Origin of the sequence: Oceanobacillus bengalensis, from assembly GCF_003628445.1 — a bacterium.
GTDB classification, from domain to species: domain Bacteria; phylum Bacillota; class Bacilli; order Bacillales; family Amphibacillaceae; genus Oceanobacillus; species Oceanobacillus bengalensis.
Window position 1 is genome coordinate 56,395 of sequence record NZ_RBZO01000001.1, and the last position, 17,693, is coordinate 74,087.

Below are 17,693 nucleotides of genomic sequence, written 5' to 3' on the forward strand. Positions count from 1 at the left end.
TTAAAAAAATTGAGGGGATGGTTTATTATGGGCCAGAAGGAACGGATAGATAGCCAGGAGAAGCGAAGGGTAGATTATGTGAATGTGGAAAGTAGCCCGCAGTTTAAACGATTTATGGCAAATAAACGAAAATTTATTGTACCGCTGACAATCTTTTTCTTGGTTTTTTACTTTTTATTGCCAATCTTAACATCTTATACGACATTTTTGAACACACCAGCTTTTGGTGATATTTCATGGGTCTGGATCTTCGCATTTTCACAATTTTTGATGGTTTGGGTTTTGTGTACGATTTATGTTAAAAAGGCGAATTCCTTTGATAAAGAAGCAGATCAAATTATTGAAGAACAGATTAAAAAAGGAGGTAAGAGCTGATGGATTTAACTGTAGTTGTTCTTTTTCTAGCCATTGTATTATTGACGCTCGTTATTACTTACTTTGCAGCGAAAAACACAAAATCCACTGGTGATTTTTACACGGCGGGTGGGGGGTTAACAGGATGGCAAAACGGACTTGCGATTGCAGGTGACTATTTATCCGCCGCCTCCTTCCTTGGTATTGCGGGTGCAATTGCATTAAATGGTTTTGATGGTTTCTTTTATAGTATCGGGTTTCTTATCGCATACTTAGTTGTGTTGTTCTTAGTAGCGGAGCCATTACGTAATCTTGGTAAGTATACGCTCGCTGATATGATTAATTCACGCTTTGATGCAAAAAAGGTAAGGGGTGTTGCAGCACTTAGTACGATCACGATTGTATTGTTTTACATGATTGCACAGCTTGTCGGTGCAGGGGCACTTATTCAGCTATTATTTGAAATTGATTATTGGATTGCTGTGTTAATTGTTGGGGTTATGATGACCATTTACGTATTATTTGGTGGGATGATGGCAACAAGTTGGGTTCAGATTACGAAAGCAGTACTCTTAATGGCCGGAATGGTTATTATTTCTTTCCTAGTTTTAATGAAGTTTAACTTTAACATTTCTGCAATGTTTACGGAAGTGAAGACAGCAACAGACCATGGTGCAGCATATTTAAATCCTGGAATTCAATATGATAATCCGCTAGGCACTATTTCCTTAATGCTTGCTTTAGTACTTGGTACAGCAGGTCTGCCACATATCTTGATGCGTTTCTTCACGGTGAAGGATGCAAAAACAGCAAGAAGTTCGGTGATAACAGCAACATGGACAATCGGGATCTTCTATATTTTAACGCTATTCCTAGGTTTTGGTGCAGCAGCATTCGTCGGTCAAAGTGATATTTTAGCAGCAAATCCTGGTGGGAATATGGCTGCACCGTTACTCGCAGAAGCGATTGGTGGAAATATTTTATTTGCGTTCATTTCTGCTGTTGCATTTGCGACAATCCTTGCAGTTGTTGCAGGGCTAGTACTGTCAGGGGCTTCCGCTTTCGCACATGACATTTATGGGCAAATTATTAAAAAAGGAAAGGTAACAGATAGGGAACAGATGCTAGCAGCAAGGTATGCGTCACTAGCGGTATCGGTGTTATCAATTTTACTCGCATTGGGTGCTCAATACCTAAACGTAGCTTTTCTCGTTTCACTAGCATTCTGTATCGCAGCAAGCGCTAACTTACCAGTTATTCTATATACCGTTTATTGGAAACGTTTTAATACGACAGGTGCCGTTTCAGCAATGTTATCCGGTTTGTTGTCTGCATTAATACTCGTTTCACTCAGTCCAAGTGTATTCTCACCAGTGGAAGGTGCTGCTTTATTTGTAGGAAATCCAATCTTCCCATTAGAAAATCCAGCACTTGTTAGTGTTCCATTAGGCTTTATTGGTGGATACCTAGGCACCATGTTCTCGAAAGAAAATGACCTCGAGCGGTACGCCGAAGTAAAAGTAAGAGCAAACACAGGGTATAGGGAAGAAGCATAGGGACGGTTCTCCTGCTTCCATTTATATAGAAAGAAGCACAAGAACTGTCCCCATTATAAGGAGGAGAGATGATGGATCAAAATACTGTTATTTTGAATGAAGAAAAGTTAGCAAGCTACCCACAGCAGCCGCATGGGGGGGAATTAATTAATCGTGTACTTACTGGGAAAGAACGCACAGAAGCGCTGGAGCGTGCTAAACAACTTCCAATGATTATGGTAGATTTGGAGGCTGTCATTACACTTGAAATGATTGCTACTGGAGTATTATCCCCGAATGAAGGGTTCATGATTGAAGCGGATTATAAATCTGTACTTACAAAAGGTCGCTTAACAAATGGAGTCGTCTGGCCTGTGCCGCTGAGCTTTGCACCAACTGGTGATCGGAATAAACAAATCATAAAATCCCTATCTGTTGGGGATGAGGTAGCGTTAGCAGATGAAACAAAAGAGCCTGTTGCCATTTTGAAATTGGATGATATTTTCCATTATGATAGGGAATTTCGTGCAAAGCATCTTTTCGAGACAACCGATCGTAACCATCCGGGTGTAGATTCTATATACCGAAGGATGGGGGATACTGCCTTAGGTGGACCGATACAGTTGCTTCGCAGAGTACATTGGGGCCCATTTGAAAGTCTACGAATGGAACCGAAAGATACGTGGAAGCTATTTTACGAGGATAAGAAGTTTCAGTCAGTTGGTGGCTTTATCACGGGAGCGAATCCGTTACACAGAGGTCACGAGTATATTCATCGCAATGCATTAGAAGAGATGGACGGTCTATTTGTCCAGCCTTTAGTAGAAATGGCAAAACGAGAATATACAAGACATGAGTTCAGGATGCTGTCTTATCGTAGTGTACTAGATACGTATTATCCAAAAGAAAGAACATTACTTGCACCCCTAAGAGTGACGTATATTTTTGCAGGTCCTCGTGAAGCGGTTTTACACGCACTCATTATGAAAAATTATGGTTGTACCCATGCACTAATCGGTCGAGATCATGCGGGAATCGGTGATTTTTATGACAAATATGCAAGTCATACGATTTTTGATACGTTTACGCAGGATGAATTAGGGATTGATATTCGTTTGTTCCATGAGGTATTCTATTGTACCCGATGTGATAATCCAGCAACAGAGCAAACCTGTCCACATGATGAACGCTACCGAATCAATATCTCTGGTACAGGGATTCGTGAATTGCTACGCTATGGTATTTTGCCACCGAAAGAAATCGTAAGACCAGAATCAGCTCGTATTGCGATGCAAGGTGTTCAACCTAAGGGGGTTGATGACAATGGTCTAGCAATTGCGCCTGTCGGAAAGACGATTAAAAGTATTTTTCCTTATTATTTACATTCGACCCGAATTGGTGGTCCAAAGCGGAAGAAGGCCTTAGAAGTGGAAGAACTGACAATTGAAGACTTAGAAGAGGCAATCATGGATGTTCGTGCCAACGCCGATCGAATCTATAAAGATATTTTCGGGGAATTTAGCTATGTATCAGATACACGAAGAACTGTTCAAGCTGACTGGGTTGCTGGTGCTCGTGAGTCTATCCACCACCAACAAGAAATGGTTGTTGAGTATCTAGAGGAAAAAGTAGATAAAGCTCTGGATAAAGCATCTGACGAGTTCATGTATCAAGATAAAGGGGAAGCAGAGCGTGAGCTAGAGGTAGCAAAACGCATCTTTAACGATATCCCATCTCCATTGCGTTCTGAAGAATTGGAATATCGGACCTGGAATCCGCTACCGTATAAGCGTTATCGTGGAAATGATGAGGAAGCATGAGGGACGGTTCTCATGCTTCTTTTTTTTGTCTGAAGGAAGCGGAAGAACCGTCCCCATGATTCCAAAGTCTAATTTATAGGCAATTCAACAACAAAGGTGGTTCCTTCATTTTCTTTGCTATTCACATGAATCTTCCCGGCATGTAGCCTAACGATGGAAGCAACGATGGAAAGCCCAAGCCCTGTTCCTTCAACAACTTGCGAGCGTGCAGTGTCTACACGATAAAAACGGTCGAATATTCTTTCTATATCTGTTTGCTTCAATCCTATTCCTGTATCTTCAAAAGTTATAAATACCGATTTGCCTCTTTCTTCTATAGATATTTCAATAGTGCCACCGGGTTTACTGTATTTAATGGCATTTGTTAGCAGGTTATCCCAAATGGTATGAAGCAATGATGGGTCCCCGGTAATCTCAATATCTGGTAATGAATAGCTAAGCATAATGCCTTCTTCACTTATGAGCCATTGATAGTTTCGTACCAATTCCTTCATTTGTTTTCCAAGATTAAACGGGCTTTTTTTCATAATATCCTCATTTCGGTCCAATGAGGCAAGTAGTAATAATTGTTTCGTTAAGGACGAAAGCCGATTAATTTCGCCATTGATAATGGAAATGTGGTCAGCCCTTTCTTCAGCACTTAAGTTCTCGTTTTCTAGTAAGTTTGTATATCCCTTTATATTGGATAGAGGAGACCTTATATCATGGGAAATGTTCGAGATAAACTCTTTCCTCATTTCATCTGTTTTTTCCAACCTTCTTGCCATTCGTAGGAAATTCATTGAAAGCTCACCTAACTCATCATGACGCTTAATATCGAGTTCGACATTGAAATCACCATTAGAAAGTGACTTTGTGGCTGTTGTAAGCTTTGAAATTGGTTTTAAAAAATATTTTGTACTAAAAATCACAATAAAGATGCTCAAAGCAATTGTTAAAGCTAGTAGCCATCCAAATAAAATATGCATTTCATTAAAAAGCAGTTTTATATCTGGCCGAAGAAAAAGAGCATAGTTTTTCCCATTATGTGTTAACGGTACACCAATTGTATTCTTTAATTCATTTGCAAAAAAGCCTGTTACAAATGTTTCCTGTGGGAAATGAAGAATACCATGGTATATATTGCCATTTAACACATCCTCTATCGTGGATTCAGAAAGTGTCTTCTCTCGATAATCTGCACCAAAATAAGATTCCTTGCCAGCGTTCTCAACTAAGTAGAGTTGGTACCCAATTGCAGCAATATTTTCTAAGTACGCTTCCAAATTTAGAGTTGGATTATCATTAGCAAACGTAGCAATATCTAATGCAATTTTTGTATTTTTCTCATCGTTTAGAGGTTTTAATTTCTGCTGATAATACGTATTGGATATTAAAAAGGCAAGAATACTACTTAAAATCATAATTCCAATCGTAATGACTATAAATTTCACATAGAAAGACCTCATCCTTGTTTTGCCTCCAATAAATAGCCGACCCCACGGACTGTTTTTATTTGAAAATCATCGGTCAATTTCGAAAAGCGTTGTCTTAAACGCTTGATGTGAACATCCACTGTTCGCTCATCCCCCTCGAAATCGATACCCCAGATTTGCTCAATCAGATGGTCCCGTGAGAATACTTGCATCGGATGCGACGCTAAAAAATAGAGTAATTCAAATTCCTTTAAGGGTAAAAGAATCGTCCGTTCCCCAATGTGGACTTCATAGTTATTTTTATTGATCGTCGTATTTCTGAAGTGAACTAAGGATCCCTCTACTTGTTTGTCATATCTTCTAAGTAAAGCCTGGATCCGAAAAATTAATTCTTTCGGTTCGAATGGTTTGACCAAATAATCATCTGTCCCAGATTTGAATCCAAGTTCTTTATCCTCAATCTGACTTTTGGCTGTTAACAGGATGACAGGAATATCATACTTTTCTCGAATTTCTTTCGTTAATGCATACCCATCCATAAAAGGCATCATCACATCCACTACTGCCAAATCACATGCTTGTCTATTGAGAATACCTATAGCTTCGGTACCGTCTTTTGCTTGGGATACGTTGAAACCAGCTTCAGATAAGTGGATATTCAAAAGATGTAAAATATGGATGTCATCATCTACAATTAGAATGTTTTTCATTTTTTAATCTCCTGTTACATTAAATAGAATTAATCTTCATGCTCCAAAATCATTCCATCACTCATTTTGATGATTTTATCAGCATAGATAAGCATTTCTTCATCATGGGTAACCATAAGGGTAGTTACGTTTAAGGCTTTTGTTAAATTTTGGATTAGAGACATTACTTCTTTAGATTTATTTGAATCTAAACTTGCTGTTGGTTCATCAGCAAAAAGGACTTTCGGTTGATGGATGATTGCACGTGCAATAGCAACACGCTGCTTTTCCCCACCAGATAAAGAGCCCGGATAGGCATTTTTTCGATGATTCATTTCAACTAATTTAAGTATCTTATTTATTTCCCCTTTTTGTTCACGTTTGTTTCTTTTTGATTGTGATACATCCAACATTAGCATGAGTTGTTCTTCCACTGTAAGAAAAGGAACAAGATGCGCGAATTGGAAAACAAAACCAAATTGACTTGAGCGTATTTTTCGTACTTGTTCAGCATTCATTGTAGACATATTATTGCCATTAAATATAATTTTCCCGTTTGATGCAGGTTGAAGTCCAGCAGCAATTGTAAGAAGTGTACTTTTACCAGATCCAGAAGCCCCCACTAATGCAGTTACTTCTCCTTCTTTTAGCGAAAGGTTAATTCCTTTTAATATTTCTTCCTTTACATCACCGTTCATAAACGTTTTTCTAACACCATCTATTATAAACGCGTTCATCTTAAATCTCTCCTTGTTGTATGGCTTGTAATGGTTCAACTTTTTTAATTTGCATTCCTGATAATGTAGCACCAATAAATCCTATAATGAAGAACACCAATGATAATTGGATTGTCGTCTCAAAAGTTAAATGAAAAGGCATTCCACTCGGGGCTAGCCGATTGAAAATTTGACTAAGTCCAGCGGATAGAAGGAGAGAGAGGATGGTAATAAAAGCCATCTGTGTCCACATCATTTTAAACAAGGCGCTCGTTTTCAAACCAATTGCTTTTAGAATGCCATATAGAGCCATTTTTTGAACGTTCATCATGTAAAAGAAGATTGCAAACAACATACCACTGATAACAACTAAAAACCAAACAATCATATTTAATGACATCTGTTCTGCCTTATAGCTTGGGATGGTATTTAGAAATGCTTCTTTTGAAAAAGCTTTTAATTCTGCTGGTACTTCTGCTGAATCCTCACCTGGAGCGAAGATTAACTGCATTTTACTTGTTCGGTACATTTCTTGATAATCTTCTGTATTGATATAAGCTACAGGTGCATGGCTGAATTTACTTTGATCAATAAAATCTTTCACAATCAACTCGCCACTATATTGGTTATTTGTGAATGTATCACCAATTTCTATACCATCATCTTCCATGGAGCGATCAAGCACAACTTCTCCTTTGTTTACAATTGGAAATAATTTTGTATCGGTAGATGTTACAAAAGCAACACTATGCTGCTTGTCAGTACGATCATTCAGGAACCCCATTTGGATGGAAAATGCGATGGCATCTTTCTGTTTGGTTAATACTTTATCTTGGGTATCCTTATCTAATTTTGAAAGATTATAGGTTTCTTCTGCATCCTTGCTCATATAGAATTGTCCATTTGGTAAATCTTTAATTAATGCAGCATTGTCTTGTGATAATCCATTTGCAAGCCCAGATATAATAAACGTTAATAAACTAACGAGAAAAACGATGGAACCTAAGATCAAAAACCTTCCTTTATTTTTCCTTATTTCCTTCCATGCAATGTTCATATGAATTCCTCCTTGTTTCTTTATTTAGAGTCTATAATTCATATGTGAACAGAAGATGAACAGGAAGTTACATTTGAAATGGATGCTTTGGGTGAAAAGGAGTTGAAGACCATTGGAAAGTACGGGATAGAGGTACTCACGGACGAATGAAGTCAAAAGAAAAGTCCGTGATAAAGACCATCACGGACAAAGGGAGTCGCTTTTTATAACTAGGTAATTCCTATAAATAATCTCTTCTTAATTCCTCTGCAGAACGTGGTGAAATATAACTAGGTGCAACATCATAAACTGTTTTTGCACCAAATTGATTTTCATTACTTAACCGATATGCCGCTCTCGCATATGCGACTAATACACTTGCAGTAAATTCAGGGTTACTGTCTAATTTAAGGGAGAATTCGTAAATTTGATTATTGTTTTCTCCCGTATTTCCACCTCGAATAACGAATCCACCATGTGGTGCTTTGGAGTGGTCACGTGCTAGCTCTTCTGCTGAAATGAAGTTTACTTCTGTGTCATAATCAGCGAAATAATTTGGCATTGTTTTGATTTCATTTTCAATTGCAGCTTTATCTGCTCCGTCTTCCGCTACAATATAGCAAACGCGACGGTGTTTTTCAGAAGTTGTTAATTCTGGGTTTGCACCACTACGTACTTTTTCAATCGCTTGTTCAGCTGGAATCGTGTATTGTACGCCATTTTTTACACCTTCTACTCTTCTGACAGCATCAGAGTGTCCTTGGCTTAGGCCTTTGCCCCAAAAAGTATAGGTTTCTCCACTAGGTAAAATTGCTTCAGCCATTACACGATTAATGGAGAATAGACCTGGATCCCAGCCTACGGAAATAATTGCTGTTTTATTATGTTTTGTTGCGACTTCATTTACAGCTTGATAAAACTCAGGGATTTTTGCGTGTGTATCGAAACTATCCACCGTATTGAACATACTTGCAAAATGTGGGGTTTGTTCAGGTAAATCGGTTGCTGATCCTCCACAAAGAAGCATTACATCAATTTCCGCTTGGTAATCACTTGCATCTGATATATGTACAGCTTTCACACCTGGAATATCAAGAACTAATGATTCAGGATCTCTTCTAGTAAAAACCGCTACTAATTCCATGTCAGGAGATTGTTTAATCGCTTCAACTGCACCTTTTCCAAGATTACCGTACCCAACGATTCCTAGTCTAATCTTACTTGTCATATACATTTCCCCTTATATTTTGAAAATTTACTATCTACTTCTATTACCTTAAAGAATTTTAAAAGAGAAATCAATTAAAACATGAGTATAGAGAGAAATTTTGTATATAATAGTAGATATTTTATTACATAAAATGGAACTTACTATCAGCACATCATAACGTAACGAAAGAGATGCCGATCGAATTAACTTGAAGCCAAATGTACGTATAAAGTTGGAGACAGATTCCGCGTCCTTGGTGGACGGGAACCTGCTCTCCTGTTTTTAGGAACGATTTCGACGATGTCTTTCTTTATCACCTTTCATGGCGTTTAATTCTTCTTTATTCTTGTTTTTTTTCTTTTTCCCTTTATTTGTACTCATGGAACTCCTCCTTTTCGTATAGTTTAAGCTAAACTTTAGAAAAAATGTAAATGTGCCCGTTCCTTTTTACTATAGAGGAAGAATTCGCTATATTACGTTAGCGAATGGCCTCAGGTTCCAATTCTAAGTGGATAGTGGTATAATACTGCTAGATTTTCTCGTCTTGTAGGAGATGGTCGGATATTTTTAAAGGGGACAGACTTTATGTTTTATGTAAGAAAGGCTCTAAACAATAATGTACTAATAGCGGAGGATGACAAGGAAGCAGAGGTTATCTTGATTGGTAAAGGAATTGGATTTAACCGAAAAAAAGGGGAATCTATTCCTAATGATATGGTTGAAAAGTTATTTGTCCTTCGCAGTGAAAATGAACGGCAGAGTTATATAAAATTACTTCCTCAACTCGATGATGATTTATTACAAACAATTATTGATTCAATCGCAATTATTCGTAATAATTCAAAGTCTATTTTAAATGAAAAGGTGCATGTCGCTTTAACGGACCATATCCTTTTTGCGGTAACAAGGTTAATGAAAGGATTGGAAATTAAAAATCCTTTTTTAGTTGAAACGAAAGCGCTTTATACAGCTGAATATGAAATTGCCGAAGAAGTGGTTGATTTTATTAATCATTCATTAGATATACATTTGCCAAAAGGAGAAGTTGGCTTTATTGCGCTGCATATTCACAGTGCCATTTCAGATCGAACGATTTCGGATATTAATAAGTATTCGGGTTTAATAACGAAATTAATCAAAGTAATTGAAAATCAACTGCAAATTGAGATTAAGAAGGAAAGCGTTAATTACATTCGACTAATCCGGCATTTACGTTACACCATTGAACGGGTATTAAATGATGAATATGTAGAAGAACCGATAAAAATAAAAAATCTCTTGAAAGAAGAATATCCCACATGCTATAATCTTTCCTGGAAGTTAATTAAAATTATGCAGCAAACATTAAAAAAAGATGTATATGATGCGGAAGCGGTTTATTTAACCATGCACCTGCAGCGTCTAAATAATAAATTTGAATCATAGATTTCTTACGTGTAACTGATTCGATCAGGCATGAGTAGAGAAAAACATGAAGAGAATAGTTTAAGGCAATCCCTTGCTATTCTACTTCGTGTTTTCTACTCATGCCTTTTTTATTTGTTTGATGGTTGTTGCTTGTACATTTGAGAGGAGGATTTATATGTTTAAAAAGGCTTTTGGTGTATTACAAAAAGTCGGAAAAGCATTAATGCTACCAGTAGCATTGTTACCTGCAGCAGGTCTATTGCTAGGATTTGGTAATGCTGCTCAGCAGGATGCAATGCTTGACTATCTTCCATTTTTAAGCGCTGATTGGATACAGCTAGTTGCGATGGTAATGGAAGATGCAGGTAATATTATATTTAGTAATTTGGCACTAATATTCGCTATTGGTGTTGCCATTGGTCTGGCTGGTGATGGTGCCGCAGGGCTTGCTGCACTAGTTGGATATCTTGTATTAAATCAGGTAATGGGATCATGGATGGGTGTTACTGCGGAAATGGTAGAAACGGATCCAGGTTTTGCTAACGTTTTAGGTATTCCGACGTTACAAACGGGTGTTTTCGGCGGTATTATTGTCGGTTTAATCGCTGCATTCTGTTATAACCGCTATCATGATATTGAAATGCCATCCTTTTTAGGATTTTTCGCTGGAAAACGATTTGTACCAATTATGACAGCTGCAACATCTTTTGTTGCCGGTCTTGTGTTGTTATTCGTATGGCCGACGATTCAGGATGCAATGAATACAGCATCTTATTGGCTTATTGAAGAAGGAACTTATTTAGCAGTATTCTTATTTGGTTTTATTAAACGTCTACTCATACCATTTGGATTGCATCATATATTCCATGCGCCGTTTTGGTATGAATTCGGGTCTTATGTAACAGCGGCAGGTGAGGTCGTACGTGGAGATATGACAATCTTCTTTGCGCAATTACGAGATGGTGTCGAAATTACGGCTGGTAATTTTATGGCAGGAGAATATCCAATTATGATGTTTGGTCTACCTGCAGCTGCATTAGCGATGTATCACGCCGCAAGACCTGAGAGGAAGAAATTAGTTGCAGGGTTACTTGCATCAGGTGCTTTGACTTCTTTCTTAACAGGTATTACAGAACCACTTGAGTTTTCATTTATGTTCGTATCACCATTGTTATTCTTCTTGCATGCGGTACTTGATGGATTATCGTTTATGCTGATGACCTTCTTAAATGTGAACATTGGCTATACGTTCTCTGGTGGAGGTATTGACTTTGCGTTATTTGGTATCCTACCAGGACAAGAACCATGGTGGTTAGTAATTATTGCTGGATTAGTCTTTGCAGTGATTTATTATGTTTTATTCCGTTTCTTTATCAAGAAATTTAACTTAATGACGCCTGGTCGTGAAGAAAGTAAAGAAGAAGGAACAGATAAAGCAAAAGACAGTGGTGACCTTGCATATAACGTCCTACAAGCAATGGGTGGTCAAGAAAACATTGCCCATTTAGATGCATGTATTACTCGTCTTCGTGTTTCAGTAAATGATATCGGAAATGTAAATAAAGATGAATTGAAGGAACTCGGAGCTGCCGGTGTACTTGAAGTAGGGGATAATATTCAAGCGATATTTGGACCTCGTTCAGACACCATTAAGAGCCAAATGCAGGATATTATTTCAGGTAAAAAACCACGTCCAGCAAAGGCTCAACATACTGAAGAACAAGCAGAATCAAGTCACGTTTCAACTGACAGCAATGAAAGTATCTTCGCACCAATGAAAGGAGAAATCATCTCCATCACGGAAGTACCAGATGAAGTATTTGCAGGTAAAATGATGGGCGATGGTTTTGCTATTAAACCATCTGATGGAACAGTAGTATCTCCTGTAAATGGAAAGATAATTAATATTTTCCCTACGAAACATGCGATTGGCATCCAATCTGAAGGTGGGAAAGAAATATTAATTCATGTGGGACTAGATACAGTGAATCTAAAAGGTGAAGGATTCGAAACGTTAATAAATGAAGGAGATACAGTGGAAGCTGGACAGCCTTTATTAAAAGCGGACTTAGATTATATTGAAAAACATGCGAAATCAACGGTGACTCCAGTAGTGTTCACCAATTTAACGGATGGACAAGCCGTATCACTGATAAAAGAAGGACAAGTAGATATGGGCGATATTATCATGTAACGTGATAATTGGTGCTGTTTAAAAAGCATAATCGATGAAATAGATGAGAGAGAGGTTTTTCTAATGGTAGAAAAGGAATTTACAATTATAGATAAAGCTGGTATCCATGCACGTCCAGCAACGGTATTAGTGCAGGCAGTAGCTAATGTTGCTTCTGAGGTATACATGACGTACAACGAAAAAACAGTTAATTTAAAATCCATTATGGGCATTATGTCTCTTGGAATTACACACGGAGCAAAAGTGAAGGTTACTATTTCTGGATCAGATGAGAATGAGACGATGGAAAACCTATCACAAGCGATGAAAAATCAGGGGTTGGCAGAATGACACAAATTCTAGCAGGTATTGGCGCATCTAGTGGGATTGTTGTTTCCAAAGCTTATCGTCTAGAAGAGCCTGAATTAAATGTAGAAAAAAGAATAATTGAAGCAACTGATGAAGAATTGCTCCGTCTGGACGAGGCATTAAAGCAATCCATATCAGAGCTTGAAATAATAAAAGATCACGCACAAAGCGAACTTGGTGAAGATAAGGCGGCAATTTTTGCTGCCCATCTTCTCATTTTAAGTGATCCAGAATTTATTAATGCGATGAAAGACAAAGTGACAAATGAAAAAGTAAATGCAGAATTTGCTTTAAAAGAAGTGGCAAATATGTTCATTGATATGTTTGAAGCAATGGATAATACTTATATGAGAGAACGTGCAGCAGATATTCGGGATGTCACAAAACGTGTGCTCTCCCATCTATTAGGTGTAACGATTGTTTCACCAGGTATGATTTCCGAAGAAGTAATTATTATCTCAGAAGATTTGACACCATCAGATACAGCACAATTAAATAAGAAATATGTAAAAGGCTTTGTAACAGATATTGGTGGACGTACATCGCATTCGGCAATTATGGCTAGATCAATGGAAATTCCAGCGGTTGTAGGAACGAAATCAGCAACTTCTACGATCAAGCATGGTACTTCAATTATTATTGATGGAATCGAAGGAAAAGTCATTATCGATCCATCTGAAGAAGTAATCAACGAATATGAAGTGAAAAAAGTAGCTTTTGAAGCCCAAAAAGTAGAATGGGCAAAGCTTGTTAATGAACAAACCGTTTCAGCGGACGGATGCCATGTAGAACTTGCTGCAAATATTGGTACTCCAGAAGATATAGATGCTGTACTAGAGAATGGTGGAGAAGGTGTAGGACTTTACCGAACAGAATTCTTGTATATGGGTAAAATGGAACTACCTTCAGAAGAAGAGCAATTTGAAGCATATAAAAAGGTACTAGAGCGGATGAAAGGGAAGCCGGTTGTTGTGCGTACGTTAGATATTGGTGGAGATAAAGAGTTAAGCTATCTGGACTTACCAGAAGAAATGAATCCATTTTTAGGTTTTCGTGCCATTCGATTTTGCTTGGAAAATGAAGAAGTCTTTCGCCCGCAACTCCGAGCATTATTACGTGCAAGTGTGTATGGAAACTTAAAGATTATGTTTCCAATGATTGCGACCTTGGAAGAATTCCGTCAAGCAAAAGCAATTTTACTAGACGAAAAGGAATCACTAAAAGTAGAAGGTATTCCTGTTTCGGATGATATTGAGATTGGGATGATGGTTGAGATTCCTTCAACTGCAGTAGCAGCGAAACAATTTGCAAAAGAAGTGGATTTCTTTAGTATTGGAACCAATGACTTAATCCAATATACAATGGCTGCAGATCGTATGAATGAGAAAGTTTCTTACCTCTATCAACCATACCATCCAGCTATTCTTACATTAGTTAATCATGTAATTGAAGCTGCTCATGAACAAGGGAAATGGGTAGGTATGTGCGGAGAAATGGCTGGGGATCCGATTGCTGTTCCTATTTTACTTGGACTTGGTTTAGATGAATTTAGTATGAGTGCAACCTCTATTTTACCGGCAAGAACACAAATTCGAAAGTTATCTAAGGAAGATCTTCATTCCTATAAGGATGAGATACTAGCAATGGGTACGGCTGATGAGGTTGTAGCGTTTATAAAAGAAAAAGTAGAATAGTAACGTTAGAGGCTATATCAAAAAGCTAATAAAAAATGTCAATAATAAAACTTCAAGAGGTAGGAATTCCTATCTCTTTTTTTGTTTGTATAGATTCCCTATTACTTATCGTATACAAATGTATACATAGGAAATAGAAAATAGCAAACCAATAGTGAAGGAAGTTCCTGAATTGGATTCGAATTAGGAGAAGGGAAATAAATCATTCTAATGAAGGAGTGCGTGTGATGAAGCAGATAAACCGTTATATTGATTCCATTTTTTATAAGCATGATGAGATTTTAGAAGAAGTTCTGATTTCTATAAAAGAGCATGGCATACGATCCATATCCGTATCTGTATCTGCTTCTACTGGCAAGCTTCTTACGCTACTTGTATCTATCTCCGGAGCAAAAAATGTTTTAGAAGTCGGTGCACTTGGTGGCTATAGCGGTATCTGCCTTGCAAGAGGACTCGGCAAAGAAGGAAAATTAACCTCACTAGAATTAGTGGAGAATTACGCAGATTTAGCGTATCAGAATGTAACGAAAGCAGGAAATTCAATGATACCGTTGCTGAGCATCCTCAATTAGAATCTATTCTTATTCCAATTGGCGACGGGCTGACAATTTCAAGGGTAAAAACGGTATAAGGTATTATTTTATATTTGTTGCTTAAAAAAAGTACACATAGTGTTCCAAGCGTACTTTTTTTATGTATATAGGTTAATTCATTTATCTCTTTTGCTACACCATAAACAATCAAATATAAATGTAGAAGAGGCTATGAACACACCTTTTTATAAAGAACCACCATTTTTTAAGAATCATAAAATCAGTAGTCAAAAACTTTTTTACACAATTAAAAGTATCGTTTTTAATGCGTTTTAATGAATGAGGAAGTCTAATTTACCATATTTTCCCAATGACTCCGCTTCCGTAAAATCGTTTACAAAAAATAAATCTCATGATAGTATACTTGTATACAAGTATTCATGTATTCAAGTGTGGAGAGGTGATGGACTTGAAAGGGCTTTATCCTGAAAAGCGATTGCAGGATTCTTCCATCGGGCAGCAGGTTGTTGCTGATTTGCGAATGAGGATTCTTTCTAGAGACCTGGAAAATGGAAGCACTTTATCTGAAAATAAACTGTCAGAAGAATATAATGTTAGCCGCTCTCCAATCCGAGATGCCTTGAAAGTTTTGGAAAATGAAGGTTTGGTCCAGTTAAAGAGAATGGGAGCAAAGGTCGTAGGGATTACAGAAAAGGATATTGATGAAATTAATGATGTAAGACTTATGATGGAGTCCTTCGTCTTTAAGCATTTATTGGAAGAAGAGAGTAACGATGCGTTGATTAGGGAATTAACTAAAATTGTAGAGATGATGAAAATCGCATTCAAATATAAAGATGCTGATGAAATTTCATTCAAAGATGTGGAATTTCATGAAACGATTATTAAGTCGATTCACCATCGTTATATAAGTATCTTATGGTCTAATGTAAAGCCTGTCGTAGAATGTTTCATTTTATTAGATATGAGACATCGAATGGAAGAAAACTATGAAGACTTCCATCGTGTTATACACAATCATGAGCTCTTAATACAATCTATACAGAAAAAAGATAAGAAATTAGTTGAGGAAGCATTTTATCTCAATTTTAGAGATGTAAAGAAAGGGTCTGACGGTTTATGGGATGACCCGGTATCGTTAAAGAAAGCGAGTGAATATCGTGGAAAACAATAAATATATGCTTGGTGTTGATATCGGTACAACCAGTACGAAGGCTGTGTTATTCCGTGAAACAGGTGAGGTTATAGCAGACGAGAATAATGGATATGAACTGTATACACCAGATATATCTACTGCAGAACTTGATCCAGAAGAGGTTTTTCAGGCAGTTCTTCTTTCTATTGGTAATGTAATGAAAAAGGCCGCAATTAATCCTAAAGATTTATCTTTCATTTCATTTAGTAGTGCAATGCATAGTGTAATTGCACTTGATGATAATAACCAGAATTTAACACGCTGTATTACATGGGCCGATAATCGTAGCTCAAGTTGGGCAAAGAAAATAAATGAAGAACGAGATGGAAATGGTATTTACTTGAGAACTGGAACACCAATCCATCCCATGTCACCATTATGTAAAATTACCTGGATGGAGCATGATGTACCGGAAATCTCCAGAAAAACGGTGAAATATATCGGAATAAAAGAGTATATCTTCTATAAGTTTTTCAATGAATTTGTTGTTGATTACTCGATTGCTTCTTGTTCGGGATTAATGAATTTAGAGTCCCTGAACTGGGATAAAGGAGCAATGGAGGTAGCTGGGATTACGGAGGATAAACTATCTCGGATTGTATCAACGAAAGAAGTTTTCACTGGATGTAACGCGTTGTACGCGAAGCAGATGGGAATATCACAAGAGACACGCTTTGTTATTGGTGCAAGTGATGGTGTGCTTTCCAACATTGGCGTAAATGCTATCAAAAAAGGGGAAGTTGCTGTAACGATTGGTACAAGTGGTGCAATTCGTACAGTTATTCCGAAACCACACACAGATCCAAAAGGACGTATCTTCTGCTATGCCTTAACGGAAGATCATTGGGTTATCGGTGGGCCAGTGAATAATGGTGGGATTGTCTTCCGCTGGATTCGCGATGAACTAGCAGCAAGTGAAATAGAAACTGCTAAACGTTTAGGCATTGATCCATATGACGTATTAACACGTATCGCAAGTCAGGTAAGACCTGGTTCGGACGGTCTGCTTTTCCACCCTTATTTAGCTGGAGAAAGAGCGCCATTATGGAATGCAGATGTCAGGGGTTCCTATATCGGCTTAACCTTAAGTCATAAAAAAGAACATTTAATTCGTTCAGCTCTAGAAGGTGTTATTTATAATTTGTATTCGGTATATCTTGCATTAACGGAAGTAATGGACGAGCCTGTTACATCGATTAAAGCGACAGGTGGATTTGCCCGTTCTGAATTATGGCGTCAAATGCTTGCTGATATTTTCGATTCAGAAGTAATTGTTCCAGAAAGCTACGAGTCATCTTGTTTAGGTGCATGTCTACTGGGATTATATGCTATTGGTAAAGTTGATTCCTTTGATGTCGTGGAAGATTTAATCGGTGAAACGCATAAACATGAACCGAATCCAACACATGTGAATGAATATCGCAAATTAATGCCGATTTTCATAAGTATTTCTCGAAAGTTAGAGTCAGAATATGAAAAAATTGCACAATATCAATCAGAATTAAAAAACTAAATAATTAATACAT

General features: G+C 37.5%; 14 protein-coding genes and 1 pseudogene. 10 read left to right on the forward strand and 5 right to left on the reverse strand.

Annotated elements, in window-relative coordinates:
* Positions 1-27 precede the first annotated feature (27 nt).
* From D8M05_RS00255 to D8M05_RS00265, 3 genes are all read left to right on the forward strand, one after another.
* Positions 28-375 carry a DUF485 domain-containing protein gene (locus tag D8M05_RS00255; RefSeq protein WP_121127555.1) on the forward strand — a complete coding sequence of 116 codons (348 nt, stop codon included), beginning with the start codon at positions 28-30 and terminating at the stop codon, positions 373-375.
* Positions 375-1,910, forward strand: coding sequence for a solute symporter family protein (locus tag D8M05_RS00260; protein ID WP_121127556.1), 1,536 nt, complete (start codon positions 375-377; stop codon positions 1,908-1,910). The genes D8M05_RS00255 and D8M05_RS00260 overlap by 1 nt, the downstream gene beginning before the upstream one ends.
* Before the next feature lie 71 nt (positions 1,911-1,981).
* Positions 1,982-3,709: a sulfate adenylyltransferase gene (locus tag D8M05_RS00265; RefSeq protein WP_121127557.1), complete on the forward strand. Its 1,728-nt coding sequence runs from the start codon at positions 1,982-1,984 to the stop codon at positions 3,707-3,709.
* Positions 3,710-3,777: 68 nt separating this feature from the next.
* Here the strand turns inward: D8M05_RS00265 and D8M05_RS00270 are convergent, their stop codons facing one another.
* From D8M05_RS00270 to D8M05_RS00290, 5 genes are all read right to left on the reverse strand, one after another.
* Positions 3,778-5,157, reverse strand: coding sequence for a sensor histidine kinase (locus tag D8M05_RS00270; protein WP_121127558.1), 1,380 nt, complete (start codon positions 5,155-5,157; stop codon positions 3,778-3,780).
* Positions 5,154-5,834: a response regulator transcription factor gene (locus D8M05_RS00275; protein ID WP_121127559.1), complete on the reverse strand. Its 681-nt coding sequence runs from the start codon at positions 5,832-5,834 to the stop codon at positions 5,154-5,156. Before D8M05_RS00275 ends, D8M05_RS00270 begins: the two co-directional genes overlap by 4 nt.
* 29 nt (positions 5,835-5,863) lie before the next feature.
* On the reverse strand, positions 5,864-6,550 hold the full coding sequence (locus tag D8M05_RS00280) for an ABC transporter ATP-binding protein (protein ID WP_121127560.1): 687 nt from the start codon (positions 6,548-6,550) through the stop codon (positions 5,864-5,866).
* Position 6,551: 1 nt separating this feature from the next.
* Positions 6,552-7,586, reverse strand: a complete 1,035-nt coding sequence (locus D8M05_RS00285; protein ID WP_121127561.1) for an ABC transporter permease — start codon at positions 7,584-7,586, stop codon at positions 6,552-6,554.
* Positions 7,587-7,806: 220 nt separating this feature from the next.
* Positions 7,807-8,793, reverse strand: coding sequence for a diaminopimelate dehydrogenase (locus D8M05_RS00290; RefSeq protein ID WP_121127562.1), 987 nt, complete (start codon positions 8,791-8,793; stop codon positions 7,807-7,809).
* Between the two features lie 567 nt (positions 8,794-9,360).
* Between D8M05_RS00290 and glcT the strand changes: the two genes are divergently transcribed.
* From glcT to gntK, 7 genes and pseudogenes are all read left to right on the forward strand, one after another.
* Positions 9,361-10,200, forward strand: a complete 840-nt coding sequence (gene glcT, locus D8M05_RS00295) for a glucose PTS transporter transcription antiterminator GlcT (RefSeq protein ID WP_121127563.1) — start codon at positions 9,361-9,363, stop codon at positions 10,198-10,200.
* Positions 10,201-10,357: 157 nt separating this feature from the next.
* A complete protein-coding gene (gene ptsG, locus D8M05_RS00300; RefSeq protein ID WP_121127564.1) occupies positions 10,358-12,376 on the forward strand; it encodes a glucose-specific PTS transporter subunit IIBC in 2,019 nt (672 codons plus the stop codon).
* Between the two features lie 63 nt (positions 12,377-12,439).
* Complete coding sequence (locus D8M05_RS00305; protein WP_121127565.1) at positions 12,440-12,706, forward strand: phosphocarrier protein HPr; 267 nt, start codon at positions 12,440-12,442, stop codon at positions 12,704-12,706.
* The gene (ptsP, locus tag D8M05_RS00310; protein ID WP_121127566.1) at positions 12,703-14,418 is read left to right on the forward strand and encodes a phosphoenolpyruvate--protein phosphotransferase; all 1,716 of its coding nucleotides are present in this window, start codon (positions 12,703-12,705) and stop codon (positions 14,416-14,418) included. Before D8M05_RS00305 ends, ptsP begins: the two co-directional genes overlap by 4 nt.
* Positions 14,419-14,645: 227 nt before the next feature.
* Positions 14,646-14,954, forward strand: a pseudogene (locus D8M05_RS00315) (O-methyltransferase); the annotation flags it as partial.
* Positions 14,955-15,414: 460 nt separating this feature from the next.
* Entirely contained in the window at positions 15,415-16,146 is a 732-nt protein-coding gene (locus D8M05_RS00320; RefSeq protein WP_245985091.1) for a GntR family transcriptional regulator, read from the forward strand.
* Between the two features lie 4 nt (positions 16,147-16,150).
* Positions 16,151-17,680 carry a gluconokinase gene (gene gntK, locus D8M05_RS00325; protein WP_121128000.1) on the forward strand — a complete coding sequence of 510 codons (1,530 nt, stop codon included), beginning with the start codon at positions 16,151-16,153 and terminating at the stop codon, positions 17,678-17,680.
* The last annotated feature ends 13 nt before the right edge of the window (positions 17,681-17,693 follow it).

What these genes read in the sequence shown, in the direction of transcription:
- D8M05_RS00290 (WP_121127562.1), bottom strand. Translation starts at nt 8,793, where the DNA reads ATGACAAGTAAGATTAGACTAGGAATCGTTGGGTACGGTAATCTTGGA.
- D8M05_RS00285 (WP_121127561.1), bottom strand. Translation starts at nt 7,586, where the DNA reads ATGAACATTGCATGGAAGGAAATAAGGAAAAATAAAGGAAGGTTTTTG.
- D8M05_RS00255 (WP_121127555.1), top strand. Translation starts at nt 28, where the DNA reads ATGGGCCAGAAGGAACGGATAGATAGCCAGGAGAAGCGAAGGGTAGAT.
- ptsP (WP_121127566.1), top strand. Translation starts at nt 12,703, where the DNA reads ATGACACAAATTCTAGCAGGTATTGGCGCATCTAGTGGGATTGTTGTT.
- D8M05_RS00320 (WP_245985091.1), top strand. Translation starts at nt 15,415, where the DNA reads ATGGACTTGAAAGGGCTTTATCCTGAAAAGCGATTGCAGGATTCTTCC.
- D8M05_RS00280 (WP_121127560.1), bottom strand. Translation starts at nt 6,550, where the DNA reads ATGAACGCGTTTATAATAGATGGTGTTAGAAAAACGTTTATGAACGGT.
- D8M05_RS00275 (WP_121127559.1), bottom strand. Translation starts at nt 5,834, where the DNA reads ATGAAAAACATTCTAATTGTAGATGATGACATCCATATTTTACATCTT.
- D8M05_RS00265 (WP_121127557.1), top strand. Translation starts at nt 1,982, where the DNA reads ATGGATCAAAATACTGTTATTTTGAATGAAGAAAAGTTAGCAAGCTAC.
- gntK (WP_121128000.1), top strand. Translation starts at nt 16,151, where the DNA reads ATGCTTGGTGTTGATATCGGTACAACCAGTACGAAGGCTGTGTTATTC.
- D8M05_RS00305 (WP_121127565.1), top strand. Translation starts at nt 12,440, where the DNA reads ATGGTAGAAAAGGAATTTACAATTATAGATAAAGCTGGTATCCATGCA.
- D8M05_RS00260 (WP_121127556.1), top strand. Translation starts at nt 375, where the DNA reads ATGGATTTAACTGTAGTTGTTCTTTTTCTAGCCATTGTATTATTGACG.
- glcT (WP_121127563.1), top strand. Translation starts at nt 9,361, where the DNA reads ATGTTTTATGTAAGAAAGGCTCTAAACAATAATGTACTAATAGCGGAG.
- ptsG (WP_121127564.1), top strand. Translation starts at nt 10,358, where the DNA reads ATGTTTAAAAAGGCTTTTGGTGTATTACAAAAAGTCGGAAAAGCATTA.
- D8M05_RS00270 (WP_121127558.1), bottom strand. Translation starts at nt 5,157, where the DNA reads ATGAGGTCTTTCTATGTGAAATTTATAGTCATTACGATTGGAATTATG.